Here is a 17,369-nt window from a genome sequence, read left to right as displayed (position 1 = left end):
TCAAGCCCTCCGGAGGTCGGCCCTCCAGCGGTCAGCCCTTCAGCAGCAGCCGGTCGAAGCCGGGGGCGATCACCGGCCAGTCCCAGGTCGTCAGCGCGTGCTCCGCCGCGTCGGCCGTCGCCTTGCGCCACTTCTCCTCGGTCGCCGTCAGCGCGAGGACGCGGTCGGCGGCCTCCCTCGGGGTGGCGACCACCCAGTCGGCGGGGAAGAGGGTCCGGGCGCCGTGCTCCTTGCCCGCGAAGAACGGCCAGTCGCGGACGACCGGGAGCGCCCCGCTGACGGCGCCCTCGACCAGGCCGCAGTGGAAGCTCTCGCGCACCGAGCTGCTGAGGATCACCCCGACCCCGGTGAGAGCCGCGGGCACATCCTCCGTACGCCCCAGCAGCCGGACCGCCCCGGTGGGCTCCAGCTCGGCCAGGTCCTTCCGGAGGAGGTCGTCGTAGGCGCGGGCCGCGGGGCTCGCCTTGCGGTCCAGCCCGTCCCCGATGACGACCAGGCGGTACCGCTCGTCGTGCTCCCGCAGCAGCCGCAGGACCTCCACGGCCCAGCGCGGATCCTTGGCGACGACACCCGCGCCGATCAGGCCCACGGTGAAGCGGGCGTCGGCGCCGGTCTTCTCCCGCCGGAACCGCTCCAGGTCCATGGCGTTGGCGATGACGTGCAGCGCCGGTCCGTCCGGCGCCGCCAGGGGCGGCAGGCAGGCGACGGCCAGATCGCGCAGGTGGTCCCCGACGAAGACCACGTCGTCGACCCGGTCCCACGCCACGAGGTGCGGCCAGAGCGTGAACGCCTCGTAGCTGTGCAGCCGTACGACGATCCGGGTGGTGCCCGGGTCGACCAGGGTGAAGAGGGCGGCGGCGTTGGTGCACCAGTCGACGAAGACCGTGTCCGCCCACTCCAGATGCGGCCGGAGCGCCGCCTCGGCCTGCTCCCCGAGGGCGGGCGCGCCGCCGAGCGCGTGCTCCATCATCCGCTGGCCGCCCCGGGCGAGCGGACGCAGCGTCTCGTCCTCCTTCAGGTCCAGGAAGCGGATCTCGACGCCGGGGTGGTCGGCGTACCGCTCGCGGATGGGGTGGAGGAAGTTGGCGTTGGAGTACGTGGTGACCAGCAGCCGCAGGGGTCGGCCGGCCGGTACGGGGGCGGCGGGCGCGGTGCGGCCGCGCGGTGCGGTCAGGGCCTGGAAGGCGGTGCTCGCGCGGAAGGGGGCCAGATAGCCGACGGGGTCGGCGGCCAGGGGTGAGGAGAGCGAGTCGAAGTGGACGGCCCGGGGGAAGGCGAGGGTGAGCGCGGAGGAGAGCGAGGCCGCCGCCCCCTTGGCGTCGCCCTTGGCGTGACGCCGGTCGGCGAGGGCGAGCGCCGCCTCGTAGGCGGACCGGCGCAGCGCCGGGTCGTCGTGACCGCGCGCCAGGTCGGCCCGGGCGGCCTCGGCGAGCAGGGCCGCGCGCAGCGCCCGGTCGGTGGTGCGGCGGGCGGCGTCCCCGAGCACCAGGCTGGCGCCCGCCTTGCGGCCCCCCTTGGCCATGCTGAGGCTGACGCGGCGGGCGAGCTTGGCCCGCAGCCGGTCCGGCACCCTGGGCGCGGCCACCACCCCGCGCCAGGAGCGGGCGCCGAGCGTGGTGCGCATGACAGCCGGGGAGGAGGCGCGGCGCAGTGCCCCGCCGACGACGCGCCGGGCGGCGCCCCGGGTGGAGCGGCCGACGGTGGCCGGGGTGGGCACGGTCCGGGCGGCGTCCCGCAGGGCGTGGTGGAGGGGGCGGGCGCGGCGCTCCTCGACCGCCTTGAGCGCGGGCGCGATGCCGAAGACCGCGTGCGCCTTGCGGTTGAGCTGGGCCAGCCGCCACACCGCGTAGACGGCGGAGGCGTCCAGGGCGACCAGGACGTGGGCCCGGCGCCCGGCGCGGCGGACCTGCCGGTCGCGTTCGGCCGAGGCCCAGACGCGGCGCGGGGCGGAGAGCTTGGCGACGCGCTTCTCGAAGGCCTTGCCGCGGTCGGCGGCGGCCGCCTTGAGGGAACGCAGTCCGGCGAGGCCGAGGCCGGGTTCGATGTCGTCCGGGGCGAAGAGTCCCACCAGTTCGACGGTGGCGCCCGCCGCCCGGAACTGCTCCACCGACGCCCTGAGGACCGCTTCCTGCGGCGGTGCTCCGGCGATCAGAAGTACCTGCGTCATACCGAGAGGTCCTCCACCTCGTGGGTGCCCGGGGCCGCGGCCTGCGCCCCGGGGTCGTCCGGGGCGCCGGTGACCCGGCCGATGAGCCGGCGGACGGCGGGGCCCAGTTGGGCGGCCCGCGCGTACTGGGCGGCGTGCGCCCGGGCGGCGGCCCGGTCCTCGTCGGTCGCCTCGACGGCGAGCTTCGCGGCGGCGGAGTAGGCCGTGGCCAGCGCTTCCTCGTCGAAGCCGAAGGCGCCCGTCCACAGCGGGTGGCCGGTCATCACGGTGCTCGCGTCGTGCTCGACCTCGTGCGCGGACATGACCGGGAGGCCCGTCGCGGCGTACTCGTACACCTTGCCGGAGGTCATGTACTTGCCTCCCATGATCATGAGGAGGAGGACGTCCCAGCTCGCGAAGATGTCCGGCACCTCGGCCTTGGGGGCGGCCCCGCCGAAGCTCACCGCCTCCCCCCGGGCCTGCGCCCGGCGGATCATCTCCATGTGGGCGTTGGCCTCGCGGGCCGCGCCGGAGCCGATCTGGCCGCGGATCTCCAGCCGGGAGCGGGCGACGAGCGGATCGCGCTCGCGGGCGATGCGCCAGCCGTCGAGGACGGCCTCGAGGATGCGCGGCGGCGAGGTGACCACCCCGAGGTGCCCGAAGGTCAGCCCGGCTGCCGGGTCGGGGGTGCGCGTCCGGGCGGGGACGCTGTCCTCGTCGTACCCGTTGCGTACGACGTGGAAGCGGGCGGCCAGATCGGGGTGGCGCTGCCGGTACCAGTCGGCGATCGGGTCGTTCACGAGCCAGAGGGAGAGCGCCTGGGAGAGCACCCTGCGCTCCCAGACGCCGGAGGGCGAGTCGGGGGTGAAGGCCTCGCCGTCGCCGAGGACGTCGACGGACCAGCCGTCGCGGAAGTCGATCGCGTACGGCACCCGGTGGGTCTCCCACAGGTGGAGGGCGGCGGCCATGTTCACGTACGGCACGCAGGTCGCGAGGACGAGGTCGGCCGGCTTCTCCCGGTGGACGCGCCCGACGGCCTGTTCGAGGTCGGCCTTCCAGCCGCCGTAGATCGGCTCGGGGAAGTCGTCCATCCCCTTCCTGCGGTAGGCGGCGGCCCACTGGGCCGGCCGGAGCGCGCGCTCTTCGGAGAACGTCCGGATGTCGGTCTCCAGGTCCTCGCGCACCAGCGGCAGTTTCACGATGCGTACGCGGGGGTCGACGCGCTCGGAGAGGGTGTGGTCGAGGCCGAAGTCCCGCTCCCAGGAGGCGTCGGCGATGGTCACCACCGTGACGTCCCAGCCCTGTGAGACGAATTGGTTGGCGGTTTCCCGCATCCGATAGGCGCAGCTCTTCGCGGCCGGGGGAAACCCGATGGCCAGATAGATCACATGTTTGGGAGCAGGGGTTTTGGACACCCAAAAACGCTAGCACGGTGGCTCTCATGGCCACCCGCGTTCATTTCGTACACGAGTTCGCCGGGGGAAGGTCGACGGCAAAGAAATTCACCGACCCTCCCCCGGAGGGAATTCGCACGGAATTACGGAACTCGTACGGGAATTCAGCCGCCGATGACGACCCTGCGCACCCCGGCCCACTTCTCCGGGTCCGTCGTCCGGCGGCCGTCGACCAGGACGCGGACGTCCGGCAGGTCGGCGGCGGACAGTTCGCGGTAGTCGGCGTGGTCGGCCTGGAGGATCGCGGCGGTGACGGCCTGGTGGCCGTCGTGCGGGACGAGACCGAGGGCGGTCAGCTCCTCGGGGGTGTACAGCGGGTCCGAGACGAACGGCATCGCGCCCCGCGCCTTCAGCGCCTCGACGACACCGAAGACCCCGGAGAACGCGGTCTCCTTGACGCCCCCGCGGTAGGCCGCGCCCAGCACCAGGACCCCGGCGCCCTCCAGGTCGCCGTAGGCGGCGGCCAGCAGGTCGACGGCGTACTCGGGCATCGCCGCGTTGGCCTCGCGGGCCGCGCGCACGACGGTCGCCTCCGGGTCGTTCCACAGGTACATCCGCGGGTAGACCGGGATGCAGTGGCCGCCGACGGCGATGCCGGGCTGGTGGATATGGCTGTAGGGCTGGCTGTTGCAGGCCTCGATGACCTTCTTGACGTCGATGTCGTTCCGGTCCGCGAACCGGGCGAACTGGTTGGCCAGGCCGATGTTGACGTCCCGGTAGGTGGTCTCGGCCAGCTTCGCCAGCTCGGAGGCCTCCGCCGTGCCCAGGTCCCAGACGCCGTTGGGGCGGGGCAGGTCGGCGCGCTCGTCGAAGTCGAGCACGGCCTCGTAGAAGGCGGTGCCCGCCGCGCCGGACGCCTCGTCGATGCCGCCGACCAGCTTCGGATAGCGGCGCAGGTCCGCGAAGACCCGGCCGGTGAGCACCCGCTCCGGGGAGAACACCAGGTGGAAGTCCTCGCCGGGGGTCAGGCCCGAGCCCTCGGCCAGCATCGGCGCCCAGCGCGTTCGGGTCGTACCGACCGGCAGCGTGGTCTCGTAGCTGACCAGGGTGCCCGGCTTGAGGCCCGCCGCGATGGCCTTGGTGGCGGCGTCCATCCAGCCGAAGTCCGGGGTGCCCTCGGCGTCCACGAAGAGCGGCACGACGACCACGACGGCGTCGGACGCGGCGACCGCGGCCGTGGTGTCGGTGGTCGCGGAGAGCAGACCGGCACCGACCGTCTCCTTGAGCTTCACGCCGAGGTCGTGCTCGCCGGGGAACGGCTCGGTGGCCGCGTTGACCAGCTCCACGACCCTCTCGTCGACATCCGCCCCGACGACCTGATGGCCCTTGGCGGCGAACTGCACGGCGAGCGGAAGCCCGATCTTGCCGAGCGCGACTACACAGATCTTCATCGGGTCACTTTCCTCTTCAGCCTGGACAGCATGCGGCGCAGCCGGACGCCCGTACGGGGAGGCGGTTCCCACAGCAGCGCCGTCGTGATCACGAGCCGCCCCTTCGGATTCCGGTTGGCCGAGGCCCGGTAGGGCGTGGTCCTCCCCCACCGGCGGGCCAGCGGCAGCGGCAGCCCTCCGGTGCGGACCGGGATCTCGTACGTCGTACCCGCTACGTCGACGTAGACGCGTACCCCGCGCTCGGCCCGGACCCGGTCGACCGGGATGCGGGCGGTCAGCAGGGTGCCGGTGCCGTCGTCGGCGGGCTCCCGGGTGAACTCGCCGACCGCCTCCGGGCGGACGGCCTTCTCGGGCAGCCTGCGCGCCCCCGGTTTGTCGGCACTCTTGGGCAGGGCGCCCCGGGCGAGGGCGACAAAGGCGGAGGCGGTGTCGCCGGTGATGCCGATCCGTACCTTCAGGGCGAGGGCGAGTTCGTCCCCCTCCTGTTCCCAGGCGGCCGACTCCAGCTCCGTACCGGCCGCGAGCCTGCCCGCGACCGGCTCCCGCACCTCGTACCACCGGTCGTCGAGCCCGATCGCGGCGTCCCGGAAGCCCGGGTAGGGCGCGAAGGCACGGTCCCCCTCCAGCAGGAAGGGCGGCGCCCCGTGTTCGGCCTCGTCCGCGATGGCGCGGGTGAGCTCCTCGACGGCGCCCCGCCGGGCGAGACCGAAGCGGACCCGTCTCTTCACCCCGGTCGCCTCGCGCAGACCGTCGGTGAAGTAGGTGTCCAGCAGAGTGGTCAGCCCCTCGCAGATCTCCCGCCGGGTGGCGAGAGGAAGGGCGGGGAAGTCGTCGAGCATGAGCTTGGACAGCTCCCACTCGAAGTGGCGCCGGAGCACGGCGTCGCGCCGGGGCCCCGCCGGGATGAGCCCGGCGGTGTGGTCCATGATGCGGGCCGTGCACCGGAGCCGGGAGAGATGGTCCGCCCGGTAGGTGATGTTGCTCGCGTCGCCGCGTTTGACCGCGTAGTAGTACGTGTAGTCCGCGAGGACGGAGATCCGGCGGGCCCGGACGCACGCCTCGATGGTGAACGGCTGGTCGCTGCCGACCGGCATGTCCTCCGGGAACCGGAGCCCGTACTTCTCCACCAGCTCCCGGCGGAAGAGCTTGGTGTTGGCGAGCGTGAAGGGCAGCGCCGAGTCGAAGAGCGTGACCTCCCGCCTGCCCTCCTTGTACAGCTTCTGGTGGACATAGCGCCCGTTGACGCCGGCCATCCTGCCGACGACCACGTCCGAACCGTCGGCGTCGGCGCAGGCCACCATCCGCTCCAGCGCCTCTTCGCCCAGGTGGTCGTCGGAGCCGATGAAGTAGACGAACCGGCCGGTGGCCAGCTCCAGCGCCCGGTTGCTCGGAGCCGCGGGCCCGCCCGAGTTGGGCTGGTGGACCACGGTGACCACGTCCGGGTGCTCGGCCGCGAACCGGTCCAGCTCGCGGCCGCTGTCGTCGGTCGACCCGTCGTCCACCGCGATGACTTCCAGGCGCTCATGGCCGATGCTCTGCCTCAGCAGGGAGTTCAGGCACTCGGTCAGATACGGCATGGTGTTGTAGACGGCGACGACGACGGTGACGTCCGGGGGCGCGGTGACGCCGGGGGTGACGGTGACGTCAGGGGTTGCGGCCATCCCCTGCTCCTCGCATCAGCCGGGTGTAGACCCCGTCCAGAACCTCGGCCTGGGCCTCCCAGACCCACGCGTCCAGTCTGCCCTCCACCTCGTAGGCGGCGGTGTAGCGCTTGGGCGCGTCGAGCACGGCCCGTACGGCCCGTACGTAGTCCTCGACGTTCTCCGCCTCGAAGACCTCGCCCTGACCGGTCTCCCGGGTCACCTCCGCCATCGTCCGCACATCGCTGACCACCAGCGGCAGCCGGGCGTGCGAGTACTCGAAGAACTTGGTGATCAGGGCGATCTCGTGGTTCGGCCAGTGGTGGATCGGGATGACCCCGACATCGGCGGTGGAGAGGAACGAGACCACCTGCCAGTGCGGTACGTACGGGAGGGCGTGCACCCGGTCCCGTACGCCCAGCTCCTCGGCCCGCTTCATCAGCCGCAGGATGTACGGCAGTTCGGGATGGCTGGCCACGAACACGACATGGACCCCGGGCAGTTCGGGAAGCCCGTCGACCATGATGTCGAGGCCGCGCTGACGGGCGGCGAGCCCGCTGTAGACGAGCAGCGGGACGTCCGGGCCGATGCCGCACAGGGCGCGCAGATCCGGCACCGGCAGATCGGTGAAGCGGGACGCGTCCGCCGCCTCCGGCGCGTTGAGCACCACCGCGGGGCGCTCGGGCAGCCGGTGGGTCCGCTGGAGCAGATCGGCCAGGCCGCCGGAGACGGTGACCACCGCGTCGGCGTACTTGGCGTGCTCCCGTTCGTACGCCACCATCGCGGGCAGCTTCCGCTGGTTGGCCCAGGAGCGCACCCCGGGCAGGTACTCGTGGGCGTCCCAGACCAGCGAGACCCGGCGGCCGGCCGCGCGGGCGCGGAGCTTGGCGCGGGCGCCGACGCCCAGCATCCGGAAGTCGTTGGCGTGGATGATGTCCGGCCGCAGCTCGTCGATGACGGGCCCGTAGGCCAGCTCGAAGTCCCAGACGGCGGGGTCGAGCCGCCGCCAGGCGCGGTCCCCCATGGTGGTGAGCCAGAAGGCCGTGGTCGCCCTGTCGAGGGGGGTGGAGCGGGTGCGGCGGATGGTGCGCAGCTTCTTGGTGTGGCGCATGCGCAGCTTGACCCAGCGGCCGGTGGCCCGGGCCGCGCCCCGGCGTGCCGCGAGCCAGACCCGGCCGCCGACGGAGCCGAGAGGGGAGCGGTCCTCGCCCGTCCTCAGCGCGGCACCGCGGACCCGGAGATCCGCCCGCCACGCCTTGACCTGCTGGAGCCGGAAGTCCGCGACCCGCTCGGAGGGGTAGGCCAGGGGGCGGCGCATGGGGGCCCCGCGCAGATCCTTGGGGCGGGTCGACATCTTGGCCTTGACCCCGATGAGGCGGACCTCGGCCTCGCCCAGCATCCAGACCGTCTCCTCCTCCTTGCCGGAGTACTTGCCCAGCAGGACGACGTCCCAGCCCGCCGCGGCGGCCGAGGCCGCCTGCTTCTGGACCCGGGAGTCGCCGTGGACGCTGTTGTCGACGAGCATGACGATCCGGCCGCGGGTGCCCCGGCGGGGAGGGCGGGCGGTGATCCCGTCGGCCTCGGCGCCCTCGGCGACTCCGGCGCCCTCGGCTCTCTCCGCGCTCTCGACCGGCTCGGCGGGCTCGGTTCGCTCGACCGGCTCGGTGTTCTCGGTTCGCTCGACGGGCTCGGTGTTCTCCGTCGGATCGGGAAGGTCAGCTGCCATGGCCCGTCCGCTCCGGAGCCGGGAGAGTGACGGTCGTACGGCTGGAGGCGGACTCCAGCACGGCTTCGGCCACCTCGACGGTGAGCAGCCCCTGCCGCAGGGTGCAGAGGTCGGCGGGCTTGCCCTGGACGGCGTCGCGGAACAGCTCGTGCTCGACGAGCAGCGGCTCCCGCTTGGGGATGGCGTAACGGACCATGTCGCCCTCGGAGACCCCGCGGAAGGCCCGCAGCGCCTCCCATTCGGTGGTGACCGCCGCGTTGGAGTGGAAGGTGAGGTCGGCGGTGAGCGTGTCGGCGATGAAGCAGCCGCGCTCCCCGGTGACCGAGGTGAACCGCTCCTTGAGCGGGCTCAGCCAGTTGACCAGGTGGTTGGCCATCGTGCCCGCGGAGAGCCGGCCGACGGCGGAGACCATGTCCTCGTGCGGGCGGCCCGACTTGGAGACGGTGTGGGCGGCGATGGACGTGTACTCCTGGCCGGTGACCCAGCCCGTGAGGTCGATGTCGTGGGTGGCGAGGTCCTTGACCACGCCGACGTCCGCGATCCGGTGCGGGAAGGGGCCCTGGCGGCGGGTGACGACCTGGTAGACATCGCCCAGCTCGCCCGCCTCCAGCCGGCTGCGCAGCGAGAGCAGGGCCGGGTTGCAGCGCTCGATGTGGCCGACGTCCGCGACCAGACCGCGGGACTCGAACGCCTCGACGAGCCGGCGGGCGCCCCCGACGGAGTCGGCGAGGGGCTTCTCGATCAGCGCGCAGACATCGGCGTCCGCGAGCTGGAGGCCGATCTTCTCGTGCAGACCGGTGGGACAGGCGACGACGGCGTAGTCGACGCCGAGCGCGAGGAGTTCGTCGACGGTGGTCAGGACGGGGGCGCCCTGGGCCCAGCCGTTCCGGTCGCCCATCGGGTCGACGACACCGGCCAGTTCGACGCCTTCGAGGCTCGCGAGGACCCGGGCGTGGTGGCGCCCCATGGAGCCGAGGCCGATGAGCCCGGCCTTCAGTACGGCACTCACAGCTGCTCCCCCAGGGAGTTCACGGCGGTCACGATGCGCTCCAGGTCGGACGGGGTGAGCGAGGGGTGCACGGGCAGCGAGACGACCTCGGCCGCCGCCCGGTCGGTCTCGGGCAGCTCCCAGACCCGGCCCGCCTTCTGGTCCGGCTCCCAGTAGGGCTTGAGGCGGTGGATCGGCGTCGGGTAGTAGACCGCGTTGCCGACGCCCGCCCCGGTGAGCGCGGCCATCGCGGCGTCCCGGTCGCCCCGGATCCGCACGGTGTACTGGTGGTAGACGTGCCGGGCGCCCTCGGCCACCGGCGGGGTGGTGACGGCCGGTGCGGTGATGTGGGCGTCGAGGTGGGCGGCGTGGGTACGGCGCTGCTCGGTCCACCCCGCCAGCTTGGTGAGCTGGACCCGGCCGACGGCGGCGGAGACGTCGGTCATCCGCATGTTGGCGCCGACGATCTCGTTGGCGTACCGCTGCTCCATGCCCTGGTTGCGCAGGAGCCGGAGCGTACGGGCCAGTTCGGCGTCGCCCGTGGTGACCATGCCGCCCTCCAGGGAGTGCATGTTCTTCGTCGGGTAGAAGCTGAAGGTGCCGCCCGCGCCGAACGCGCCGACCGGGGTGCCGTGCAGCGACGCGGCGTGGGCCTGGCAGGCGTCCTCGACCACGGCGAGCCCGTGGCGTGCGGCGACCGGCACGATCCGGTCCATCGCCGCCGGGTGGCCGTAGAGGTGGACCGGCATGATCGCGGCGGTGCGCGGGGTGATCGCGGCTTCGGCGGCCGCCGGGTCGAGACCGAAGGAGCCCGGCTCGATGTCGGCGAAGACCACGTCGGCGCCGGTCAGGCGGACCGCGTTGGCGGAGGCCGCGAAGGAGAACGAGGGGACGATCACCTCGTCGCCGGGGCCGATGCCCAGCGCGAGGAGCAGCAGGTGGAGCGCCGACGTACCCGAGTTGACGGCGACGCAGTGCCGTCCGTCGACCAGCCGGGAGAAGTCCTCCTCGAAGGCCGCGACCTCGGGCCCCTGCACGACCCGGCCGCTGCGCAGGACGCGTACGGCCGCTTCGATCTCCTCTTCCCCGATGACCGGACGGGCAGCGGGAATGGGCTGCTCGTTGATGACCGTCATGGACTTCCTCCTTGAACACCGCGACAGCTCGGCAGAGGGCGGAACTCCGAGGTGCGGGACATCTTTCACGACCGCGCGACACCTCATCGGCGTGATGCCGACGCCCTGCCGAGGAATCCGGTCCGTCTGTGCGTCACCGGGCCGATCGTCGAATACGGCTTTCGCGAAAGAACTCCGGCGGTCCAGCGACCGCGGTCACGTTATCAGGGATTACCGACACCAATTCGGCGCTGTTAACCGCCCGTTGCAACTGTTCAGGAAAAAGGCCCGTGGCCCGCTCCGAAAGTATCGGAACGGGCCACGGGAAAAGAACAAGCGAGCGAGAATTACCCAGTTGTTCGATTATTCGCCGTCGGTGGACGAGGCCGAAGCGGTGACGGCGGAGGACGACTGCTCGGCGGCGACGGTCTTCTTCGTCGTCTTCTTCGCAGCGGTCTTCGCCGTCGTCTTCTTAGCGGCGGTCTTCTTGGCGGCCGTCTTCTTGGCCGCCGCCTTCTTCGCCGGAGCCTTCTTGGCGGCGGCCTTGCGGGCCGTCTTCTTCGCCGGGGCGGGCTCGTCGGACCCGTCGGCCTCGGGGGCGGTCTCCGGGGCCTTGGCCTCGGGTGCCGACTCCACGACGACGACCGCCGCCTCCTCCGCGCCGGTGGGCGAACCCGCCGGGGCGGTGACCTTACGGGTCACCCGGCGGCGGGCCCGCGGCGGTGCGGCCTCCTTGGGCGCCTCCGCCTCGGGGGCCTCCGTCACGGGGGCGGGCTCGGCAGCCGCCTCGACGACCGGGTCCTCGGCCGCGACCGGGTCCGTGGTGGGCTCGGCGGGCTGCACCGGCTCCGCCGGCTCGGCCTGCTTCGGCGAGCCCGCCGGGGCGGACGCCTTACGGGTGGCCCGGCGGCGCGTACGGCCCTGGGGCGCGGCCTCCGGCTCCGTGGCCTCCGGGGTCTCCGACGCGGGCACGACGGCCGCGGGCTCAGCGGCGGCTGCGGGCTCGGCGACAGCCGCGGGCTCGGTAGCGGCCTCAGGCTCGGAGACAGTCCGCTCGGTCGCGGGCTCCGCTGCCGGAGCCTGCTCCTCGACGGTCTCCGCCACCGGGGCGGGCGCCTCGGTCTTCGGGGCTCCCGCCGGGGCCGACGCCTTGCGGGACGCCCGGCGGCGGCCACGGCGCGAGGCAGCCGCCTCGGCCTCGGCCGGGCTGCTGTAGAACTCCTCGTCGGCGGTGACCTCGGGCTCCACCGCCACCGGGGCGGCGACCTCGGCGGCCAGCTCGGCCTCCGTCTCCGCCGGCTCGACGGCCGTGTGGTCCTCGTGCTCGTGGTCGTGGCCCGCGCCGCCGCGGCCGCGCTTGCGGGACTTCTTGCCCCCGCCGCCACCGACGGACGTCGGCTGCTCCATGTGGACGATGACGCCGCGCCCGTTGCAGTGGACGCAGGTCTCGGAGAAGGACTCCAGCAGCCCCTGGCCCACCCGCTTGCGGGTCATCTGGACCAGGCCCAGCGAGGTGACCTCGGCCACCTGGTGCTTGGTGCGGTCGCGGCCCAGGCACTCCAGGAGCCGCCGCAGGACGAGGTCCCGGTTGGACTCCAGCACCATGTCGATGAAGTCGACGACGACGATGCCGCCGAGGTCGCGCAGCCGCAGCTGGCGCACGATCTCCTCGGCCGCCTCCAGGTTGTTCCTGGTGACGGTCTCCTCCAGGTTGCCGCCCTGGCCGGTGAACTTGCCGGTGTTGACGTCGACGACGACCATCGCCTCGGTCTTGTCGATCACCAGCGAACCGCCGCTGGGCAGGTAGACCTTGCGGTCCAGCGCCTTCATCAGCTGCTCGTCGATGCGGTACGTGGCGAAGACGTCGACCTCGGAGGTCCAGCGCGAGAGCCGCTCGGTGAGGTCGGGCGCCACGTGCGAGACGTAACCGTGGATGGTCTCCCAGGCGTCGTCACCGCTGACGATGACCTTGGAGAAGTCCTCGTTGAAGATGTCGCGGACGACCCGGACGGTCATGTCCGGCTCGCCGTAGAGCAGCGTCGGCGCGTTGGAGCCGCTGGTGCCCTTCGCCTTCTTCTGGATGTCCTCCCACTGCTGCTGGAGCCGCTCGACGTCACGGCGCAGCTCGTCCTCGCTGGCGCCTTCGGCGGCGGTGCGCACGATGACGCCCGCGTCCTCGGGGACGATCTTCTTGAGGATGGTCTTGAGGCGGGAGCGCTCGGTGTCGGGCAGCTTGCGGCTGATCCCGGTCATCGAGCCCTCGGGCACGTAGACCAGGTAGCGGCCGGGCAGCGAGACCTGGCTGGTGAGACGCGCGCCCTTGTGGCCGATCGGGTCCTTGGTCACCTGGACCAGGACCGACTGGCCGGACTTGAGCGCGGTCTCGATGCGGCGCGGCCCGTGGGCCATGCCGAGCGCCTCGAAGTTGACCTCACCGGCGTACAGGACGGCGTTGCGGCCCTTGCCGATGTCGACGAAGGCGGCCTCCATGGAGGGCAGGACGTTCTGCACCTTGCCCAGGTAGACGTTGCCGACGTAGCTGGTGGCCTGCTCCTTGTTGACGTAGTGCTCGACGAGCACGTTGTCCTCGAGGACGCCGATCTGGGTGCGCTCGCCGCTCTGGCGGACGACCATCACGCGCTCGACGGCCTCGCGGCGGGCCAGGAACTCGGCCTCGGTGATGATCGGGACGCGGCGGCGGCCCTGCTCGCGGCCCTCGCGGCGGCGCTGCTTCTTGGCCTCCATACGGGTCGAGCCCTTGATGGACTGGACCTCGTCGAAGCCGGTGCCCGGCTCGCGCTCCTCCTTCTTGCGGGGCTCGCGGACCTTGACGACCGTACGCTCCGGGTCGTCGGTGCCGTTGTCGCTCTCGGGGGCGGCGTCACCGCTGCGGCGACGGCGGCGACGGCGACGGCGGCTGCTGCTCGAACCGGAGGCGGTGGAGTCGCTGTCGCTCTCCTCCTCGTCGTCGGCCTCCTGGACCTGGGGCTGCTCGTCCTCGGTGCGGGTCTCGTCGGCGCGGGCCGGGGCGGGCGCCTCGTCGGCGTGCTGCTCGGTCTCGTCCGTGTCGTGGGCCTCGCCACGGCGGCGGCGACGGCCACCGCGACGGCGGCGGCGCGAGGGGCGGTCGCCGTACTCGTCGTTCTCGTCGCCCTCGTGCTCGTCCGCCTCGGCCTCGGGGGCCTCGTCGGCGGGCTCCTCCACCGGGGCGGCGGGCGCGACGGTCTGCTCGGCCTCGGCGGCCTCACCACGGCGGCGGCGACGGCGGCGCGAGCCGCCCTGCGGCGCGGCCTCGGCGGGCGCGGAGACCTGCGCGGTCTGTGCGGTCTGCTCGTCCTCGGTCTCGTCGATGTCGTCGTACGGGGAGGAGGACCCGGCCGCGGCAGCGGCGGCGGCCGCCGTCTCGGGGGTCTGGAACATCGGCTCGGCGAAGACCGGGGCCTGGAACACGGCGACGGCGGGGCGCGCCGCGCGACGGCCCTTGCGGCTCGGCTCCTCGGCCTTGGCGGTGAACTCGGGGCTTCCGGCGGCCGCGGTGGCCCGGCGGCGCTGGCGGCCGCGCGGGGCGGCCTCCTCGACCTCGTCCACCTCGGCGGCCAGCTCCTCGGCCACGGCGGCGGGCAGGCTCTCGCCGGCCTCGACGGGCTCCTCGACGACCACGGTCTCCTCGGCGGCGGGGGCACCGGCGGGCGCGGTGGCCTTACGGGAGGCGCGGCGGCGGCTGCGCGGCGCCGGGGCCTCCTCGGCGGCGGGCTCTGCGGCGGGCTCCTCCGCGGGCTCAGCGGTGGCGGCCTGCGGGGCACCGGCCGGGGCGGAGGCGCGGCGGCGGGTACGGCCGCGCGGGGCCTCGGCGGCGGGCGCGGCGGGCGCGGAGGCCACGGCGGCGGCCTCGGCCACCGGCTCGGCGGGGGCGGTCGGCTCGACGATCACCGCGGCCTCGGCGGCCTGCGGGGCACCGGCGGGCGCGGTGGCCTTACGGGAGGCGCGGCGGCGGCGCGGGGCGGCGGGCTCCGGGGCGGCCTCGGGCTCGACGGCCACCGGCTCCTCGTCCTCCTCGTCCTCCGCGAGCGGCTCGGCCGGGGTCTCGACGACCGCCACGGCCTCCACGGCCTCGGCGGCCTGCGGGGCACCGGCCGGAGCGGTGGCCTTACGGACCGCACGGCGGCGGGTGCGCGGCGCCGGGGTCTCCTCGGCGGCGGGCTCTTCGGCAGCGGGGGCGGCCGGGGTCTCGGCGGCGACGGGCTCCGCGGCGGCCGGCTCGACCACCTCGGCCGTCTCCGGGGCGCCTGCGGGCGCGGTGGCCTTGCGCACGGCGCGGCGGCGCGTACGGGCGGGCGGTGCGGTCTCCTCGGGCGCGGCGGCCGGGGTCTCCACGGCGGCGGCCTCGGCGGCCGGTGCGGCGGTCTCCTCGGCGGCGGGGGCCACGGCGCCGCCGGGCGGGCCGGCGGGGCGGGAAGCGGCGCGGCGCCTGCGGCGCGGCGGCAGCTTGTCCCCGGGGGTGTTCTCTTCGTTGTTCCCGTTGGCAGCGGGCTCGTTCGACTGAGGCATGCGGGCGGTTCTCCCGTCGCGCTCCCGGGCGCCGCGTCTGATTCCGGTCCGGCACGGTACGCAGTGGTGCGATACCGCTCGTCCGGGGCGCGGGCGCCGCACGGGAGCTGATGTCTGGCTCGCCGGTTCCGTACGCGGTGTTGCGGACGGCCTGGCGAAAGTCTTATGGGTCACACTGCGCGGCCCGACCCAGGTGGCTCCCGAGTCGCAGGGCTGCGCTACAACGTCCGCCCTACCCGGAACCTGCACCTTCCGGCGCCGTCGCGACGGCTGCTGCGACCGCGGGTTGTGCGGTCGGGGCGGCCTCGCGGTCGGGCGCGAGCGGGTCGGTCACCGTGCCGGACTCCTCGTCGAAGAGCCCCTGCGCCAGCCGGGTCACCGCTGCGGGGACCGGCGGCGCCAGGTCGGCCACAGCGTGGAGACCGGACAGGACGTCGTCGGGTCGCACGGCGGGTGTCACGTGCCGAACAACCAGGCGCAGTATCGCACAGGGCCTGTCCCCCGGCCTATCGGCCGGTGGATCGAGGGCCTGGAGGTCGGCGACGGCGGCGCGGGCGTCGAAGGTGCGGATGCCGTTCTTCGCCTTGCGCTGGACCTCGACGGCCTCGGCGGCGTTGAACGCGTCGACGGCCTTGCGGGCCTCGTCAGGGTCCACGCCGTCCAGGCGCAGCTCCCAGACGGAGGCGGTCAGCCGCTCGGCGAGGCCGGAGGTGCGGGCCTCCACCGCGTCGGTGATGTCGAGACCGTCCGGCAGCGAGTCGTTGAGCAGCTCGCGCAGGCGGTCGGGGTCGCGCGCCTCGGTGAGGGCGATCTCCAGGAACTCGGCCTCGCTGCCCGTGCCGGTGGGGGCGGCATTGGCGTAGGAGACCTTGGGGTGCGGGGTGAAGCCCGCCGAATACGCCATCGGCACCTCGGAGCGGCGCAGTGCCCGCTCGAAGGCCCGCTGGAAGTCGCGGTGACTGGTGAACCGGAGGCGGCCGCGCTTGGTGTAGCGCAGTCGGATGCGCTGCACCGCCGGTGCGGGCGGCGGGCCTTCGGGCTGTCGCTTGCCCAGTGGTTCTTCTCCTCGGTGCGGGGCGGGCGCCGGGGAGCGCCGCCCACGAAATACGGGGGTGGTCCCCGGGGTACCGCGCCGGCTCACCCCCGCTTGACGAGTTTCTCGCCCAGCAGGGAGGTCTCGGACGCCTGCACCGCGCTGGGGACAGTCGTTGTACTACCCAGAGTACGCGCAGGCACCCCCCGCGGTTCCCCGGACCGCGCCCCGCCCGCCCCGCCGACGAGTGCGCGCCAGGCGTCGCGGCGGGCCTGCCGCACGGTTTCGCGGGCGGTGGCGAGGGCCGAGCGGGCGGCCCGGCCGGCCTCGGCGGCGGCGCGTCGGGCCGGGGCCCAGAGGCCGTCCCGGACGAGGTGGCCGACCGGGGTGCACACGGTGCGGTAGACCCAGGCGGCCGGTACGCCGATCAGGTGCCGGGCCAGCCAGGCGATGCCCCGGCCCACCGCCCGCGAGAGGTACCCGGCGATCCGCCAGGCGACCCGGGCGGCCTCCGCGATCTCCCGGCCCACGGGGGTGAGGATCCGGCGGTACGTCCAGGAGGCGGGGGCCACGAGCAGCGTCATGCCCAGCCAGGCGACGGCGACCCACAGCCCACGCCCCACGGCGGCGAGCACCGACCACAGACCGCCGAGAACCCAGGCGAGCCCCCGCCACACCCCGCCCAGGACCCAGGCCACCCCCCGCCACACCCCGCCCACGATCCAGGCCGCCGCATCCCACACCTTGCCGAGGACCCAGTCCGTCCCCCGGCCGACCGGGGTGAGGACGGCCCCGTACAGCCATACCAGCGGGACGGCCACCCCGTACCGCGCCACCGGTACGAGCACGTACCGCCACAGCCCGACCACGGGCGCGACGACAAGCGCGGTGAACAGCCAGGCTGCGCCCTGTCCCGCCTTGGTGAACAGCCAGGCCAGCCCAGCCCCGAGGCCGCGGGCCGCCGGAGCCAGCAGGGCGGTGGCGATCCACCGCAGGCCGTGGCCGAGCGGGGTGAGGACCGAGGTGTACAGCCACCGCAGCGGGATCAGCACCAGGGCGGCGATCAGCCACCCCAGCACCCGGCCGACGGAGGCGAACAGCCACTCCAGGCCCCGCCCCAGGGCGCCGGCCGAGGCTTCCAACGCCCGCCGGAGCGGGGGCAGCACGGTCCGGTCGACGGCGTACCAGCCGGCGGCCAGGAGGTCCCAGACCATGCGGACGGGCAGGACCACGACCAGCACCACGATGCGCACCGGAATCCTGATCAGCCTGGTCAGGGCGGTCTCGGGCGCGTACCGGTCGAGGGGCTGGGGCGTGCGGTCGTCCAT

The 17,369-nt window shown here is 73.8% G+C and carries 10 protein-coding genes; all 10 read right to left on the bottom strand.

All coding sequences use genetic code 11. From position 1 onward, the window contains the following. Nucleotides 1-31 precede the first annotated feature (31 nt). Complete coding sequence (locus DJ476_RS23935; protein ID WP_112491535.1) at nucleotides 32-2,167, bottom strand: glycosyltransferase; 2,136 nt, start codon at nucleotides 2,165-2,167, stop codon at nucleotides 32-34. Beyond that, nucleotides 2,164-3,480 carry a glycosyltransferase family protein gene (locus DJ476_RS23930; protein WP_103421476.1) on the bottom strand — a complete coding sequence of 439 codons (1,317 nt, stop codon included), beginning with the start codon at nucleotides 3,478-3,480 and terminating at the stop codon, nucleotides 2,164-2,166. The genes DJ476_RS23935 and DJ476_RS23930 overlap by 4 nt, the downstream gene beginning before the upstream one ends. A 224-nt stretch (nucleotides 3,481-3,704) precedes the next feature. Then, a complete protein-coding gene (locus DJ476_RS23925; protein ID WP_103421475.1) occupies nucleotides 3,705-4,991 on the bottom strand; it encodes a nucleotide sugar dehydrogenase in 1,287 nt (428 codons plus the stop codon). After that, nucleotides 4,988-6,652, bottom strand: a complete 1,665-nt coding sequence (locus tag DJ476_RS23920; protein WP_112491534.1) for a glycosyltransferase family 2 protein — start codon at nucleotides 6,650-6,652, stop codon at nucleotides 4,988-4,990. The genes DJ476_RS23925 and DJ476_RS23920 overlap by 4 nt, the downstream gene beginning before the upstream one ends. Continuing rightward, complete coding sequence (locus DJ476_RS23915; protein ID WP_103421473.1) at nucleotides 6,636-8,357, bottom strand: glycosyltransferase; 1,722 nt, start codon at nucleotides 8,355-8,357, stop codon at nucleotides 6,636-6,638. The genes DJ476_RS23920 and DJ476_RS23915 overlap by 17 nt, the downstream gene beginning before the upstream one ends. After that, on the bottom strand, nucleotides 8,347-9,366 hold the full coding sequence (locus DJ476_RS23910; RefSeq protein WP_070204084.1) for a Gfo/Idh/MocA family protein: 1,020 nt from the start codon (nucleotides 9,364-9,366) through the stop codon (nucleotides 8,347-8,349). Before DJ476_RS23910 ends, DJ476_RS23915 begins: the two co-directional genes overlap by 11 nt. Beyond that, the gene (locus DJ476_RS23905; RefSeq protein WP_103421472.1) at nucleotides 9,363-10,481 is read right to left on the bottom strand and encodes a DegT/DnrJ/EryC1/StrS family aminotransferase; all 1,119 of its coding nucleotides are present in this window, start codon (nucleotides 10,479-10,481) and stop codon (nucleotides 9,363-9,365) included. The genes DJ476_RS23910 and DJ476_RS23905 overlap by 4 nt, the downstream gene beginning before the upstream one ends. 342 nt (nucleotides 10,482-10,823) lie before the next feature. After that, the gene (locus DJ476_RS23900) at nucleotides 10,824-15,008 is read right to left on the bottom strand and encodes an Rne/Rng family ribonuclease (protein ID WP_112491533.1); all 4,185 of its coding nucleotides are present in this window, start codon (nucleotides 15,006-15,008) and stop codon (nucleotides 10,824-10,826) included. 232 nt (nucleotides 15,009-15,240) lie between these two features. Beyond that, nucleotides 15,241-16,020: a TIGR03936 family radical SAM-associated protein gene (locus DJ476_RS23895; RefSeq protein ID WP_112491532.1), complete on the bottom strand. Its 780-nt coding sequence runs from the start codon at nucleotides 16,018-16,020 to the stop codon at nucleotides 15,241-15,243. Nucleotides 16,021-16,145: 125 nt separating this feature from the next. Then, nucleotides 16,146-17,369, bottom strand: a complete 1,224-nt coding sequence (locus DJ476_RS23890) for a hypothetical protein (RefSeq protein WP_103418188.1) — start codon at nucleotides 17,367-17,369, stop codon at nucleotides 16,146-16,148.

This window comes from Streptomyces bacillaris, from assembly GCF_003268675.1.
Lineage (GTDB): Bacteria > Actinomycetota > Actinomycetes > Streptomycetales > Streptomycetaceae > Streptomyces > Streptomyces bacillaris.
Note: the sequence above shows the minus strand (reverse complement) of the source record. Positions and strands in the feature narration are given on the sequence as shown.

Coding starts and splice junctions, on each gene's coding strand:
- DJ476_RS23935 (WP_112491535.1), bottom strand. CDS start 2,167: ATGACGCAGGTACTTCTGATCGCCGGAGCACCGCCGCAGGAAGCGGTC.
- DJ476_RS23925 (WP_103421475.1), bottom strand. CDS start 4,991: ATGAAGATCTGTGTAGTCGCGCTCGGCAAGATCGGGCTTCCGCTCGCC.
- DJ476_RS23920 (WP_112491534.1), bottom strand. CDS start 6,652: ATGGCCGCAACCCCTGACGTCACCGTCACCCCCGGCGTCACCGCGCCC.
- DJ476_RS23905 (WP_103421472.1), bottom strand. CDS start 10,481: ATGACGGTCATCAACGAGCAGCCCATTCCCGCTGCCCGTCCGGTCATC.
- DJ476_RS23915 (WP_103421473.1), bottom strand. CDS start 8,357: ATGGCAGCTGACCTTCCCGATCCGACGGAGAACACCGAGCCCGTCGAG.
- DJ476_RS23890 (WP_103418188.1), bottom strand. CDS start 17,369: ATGGACGACCGCACGCCCCAGCCCCTCGACCGGTACGCGCCCGAGACC.
- DJ476_RS23900 (WP_112491533.1), bottom strand. CDS start 15,008: ATGCCTCAGTCGAACGAGCCCGCTGCCAACGGGAACAACGAAGAGAAC.
- DJ476_RS23930 (WP_103421476.1), bottom strand. CDS start 3,480: ATGCGGGAAACCGCCAACCAATTCGTCTCACAGGGCTGGGACGTCACG.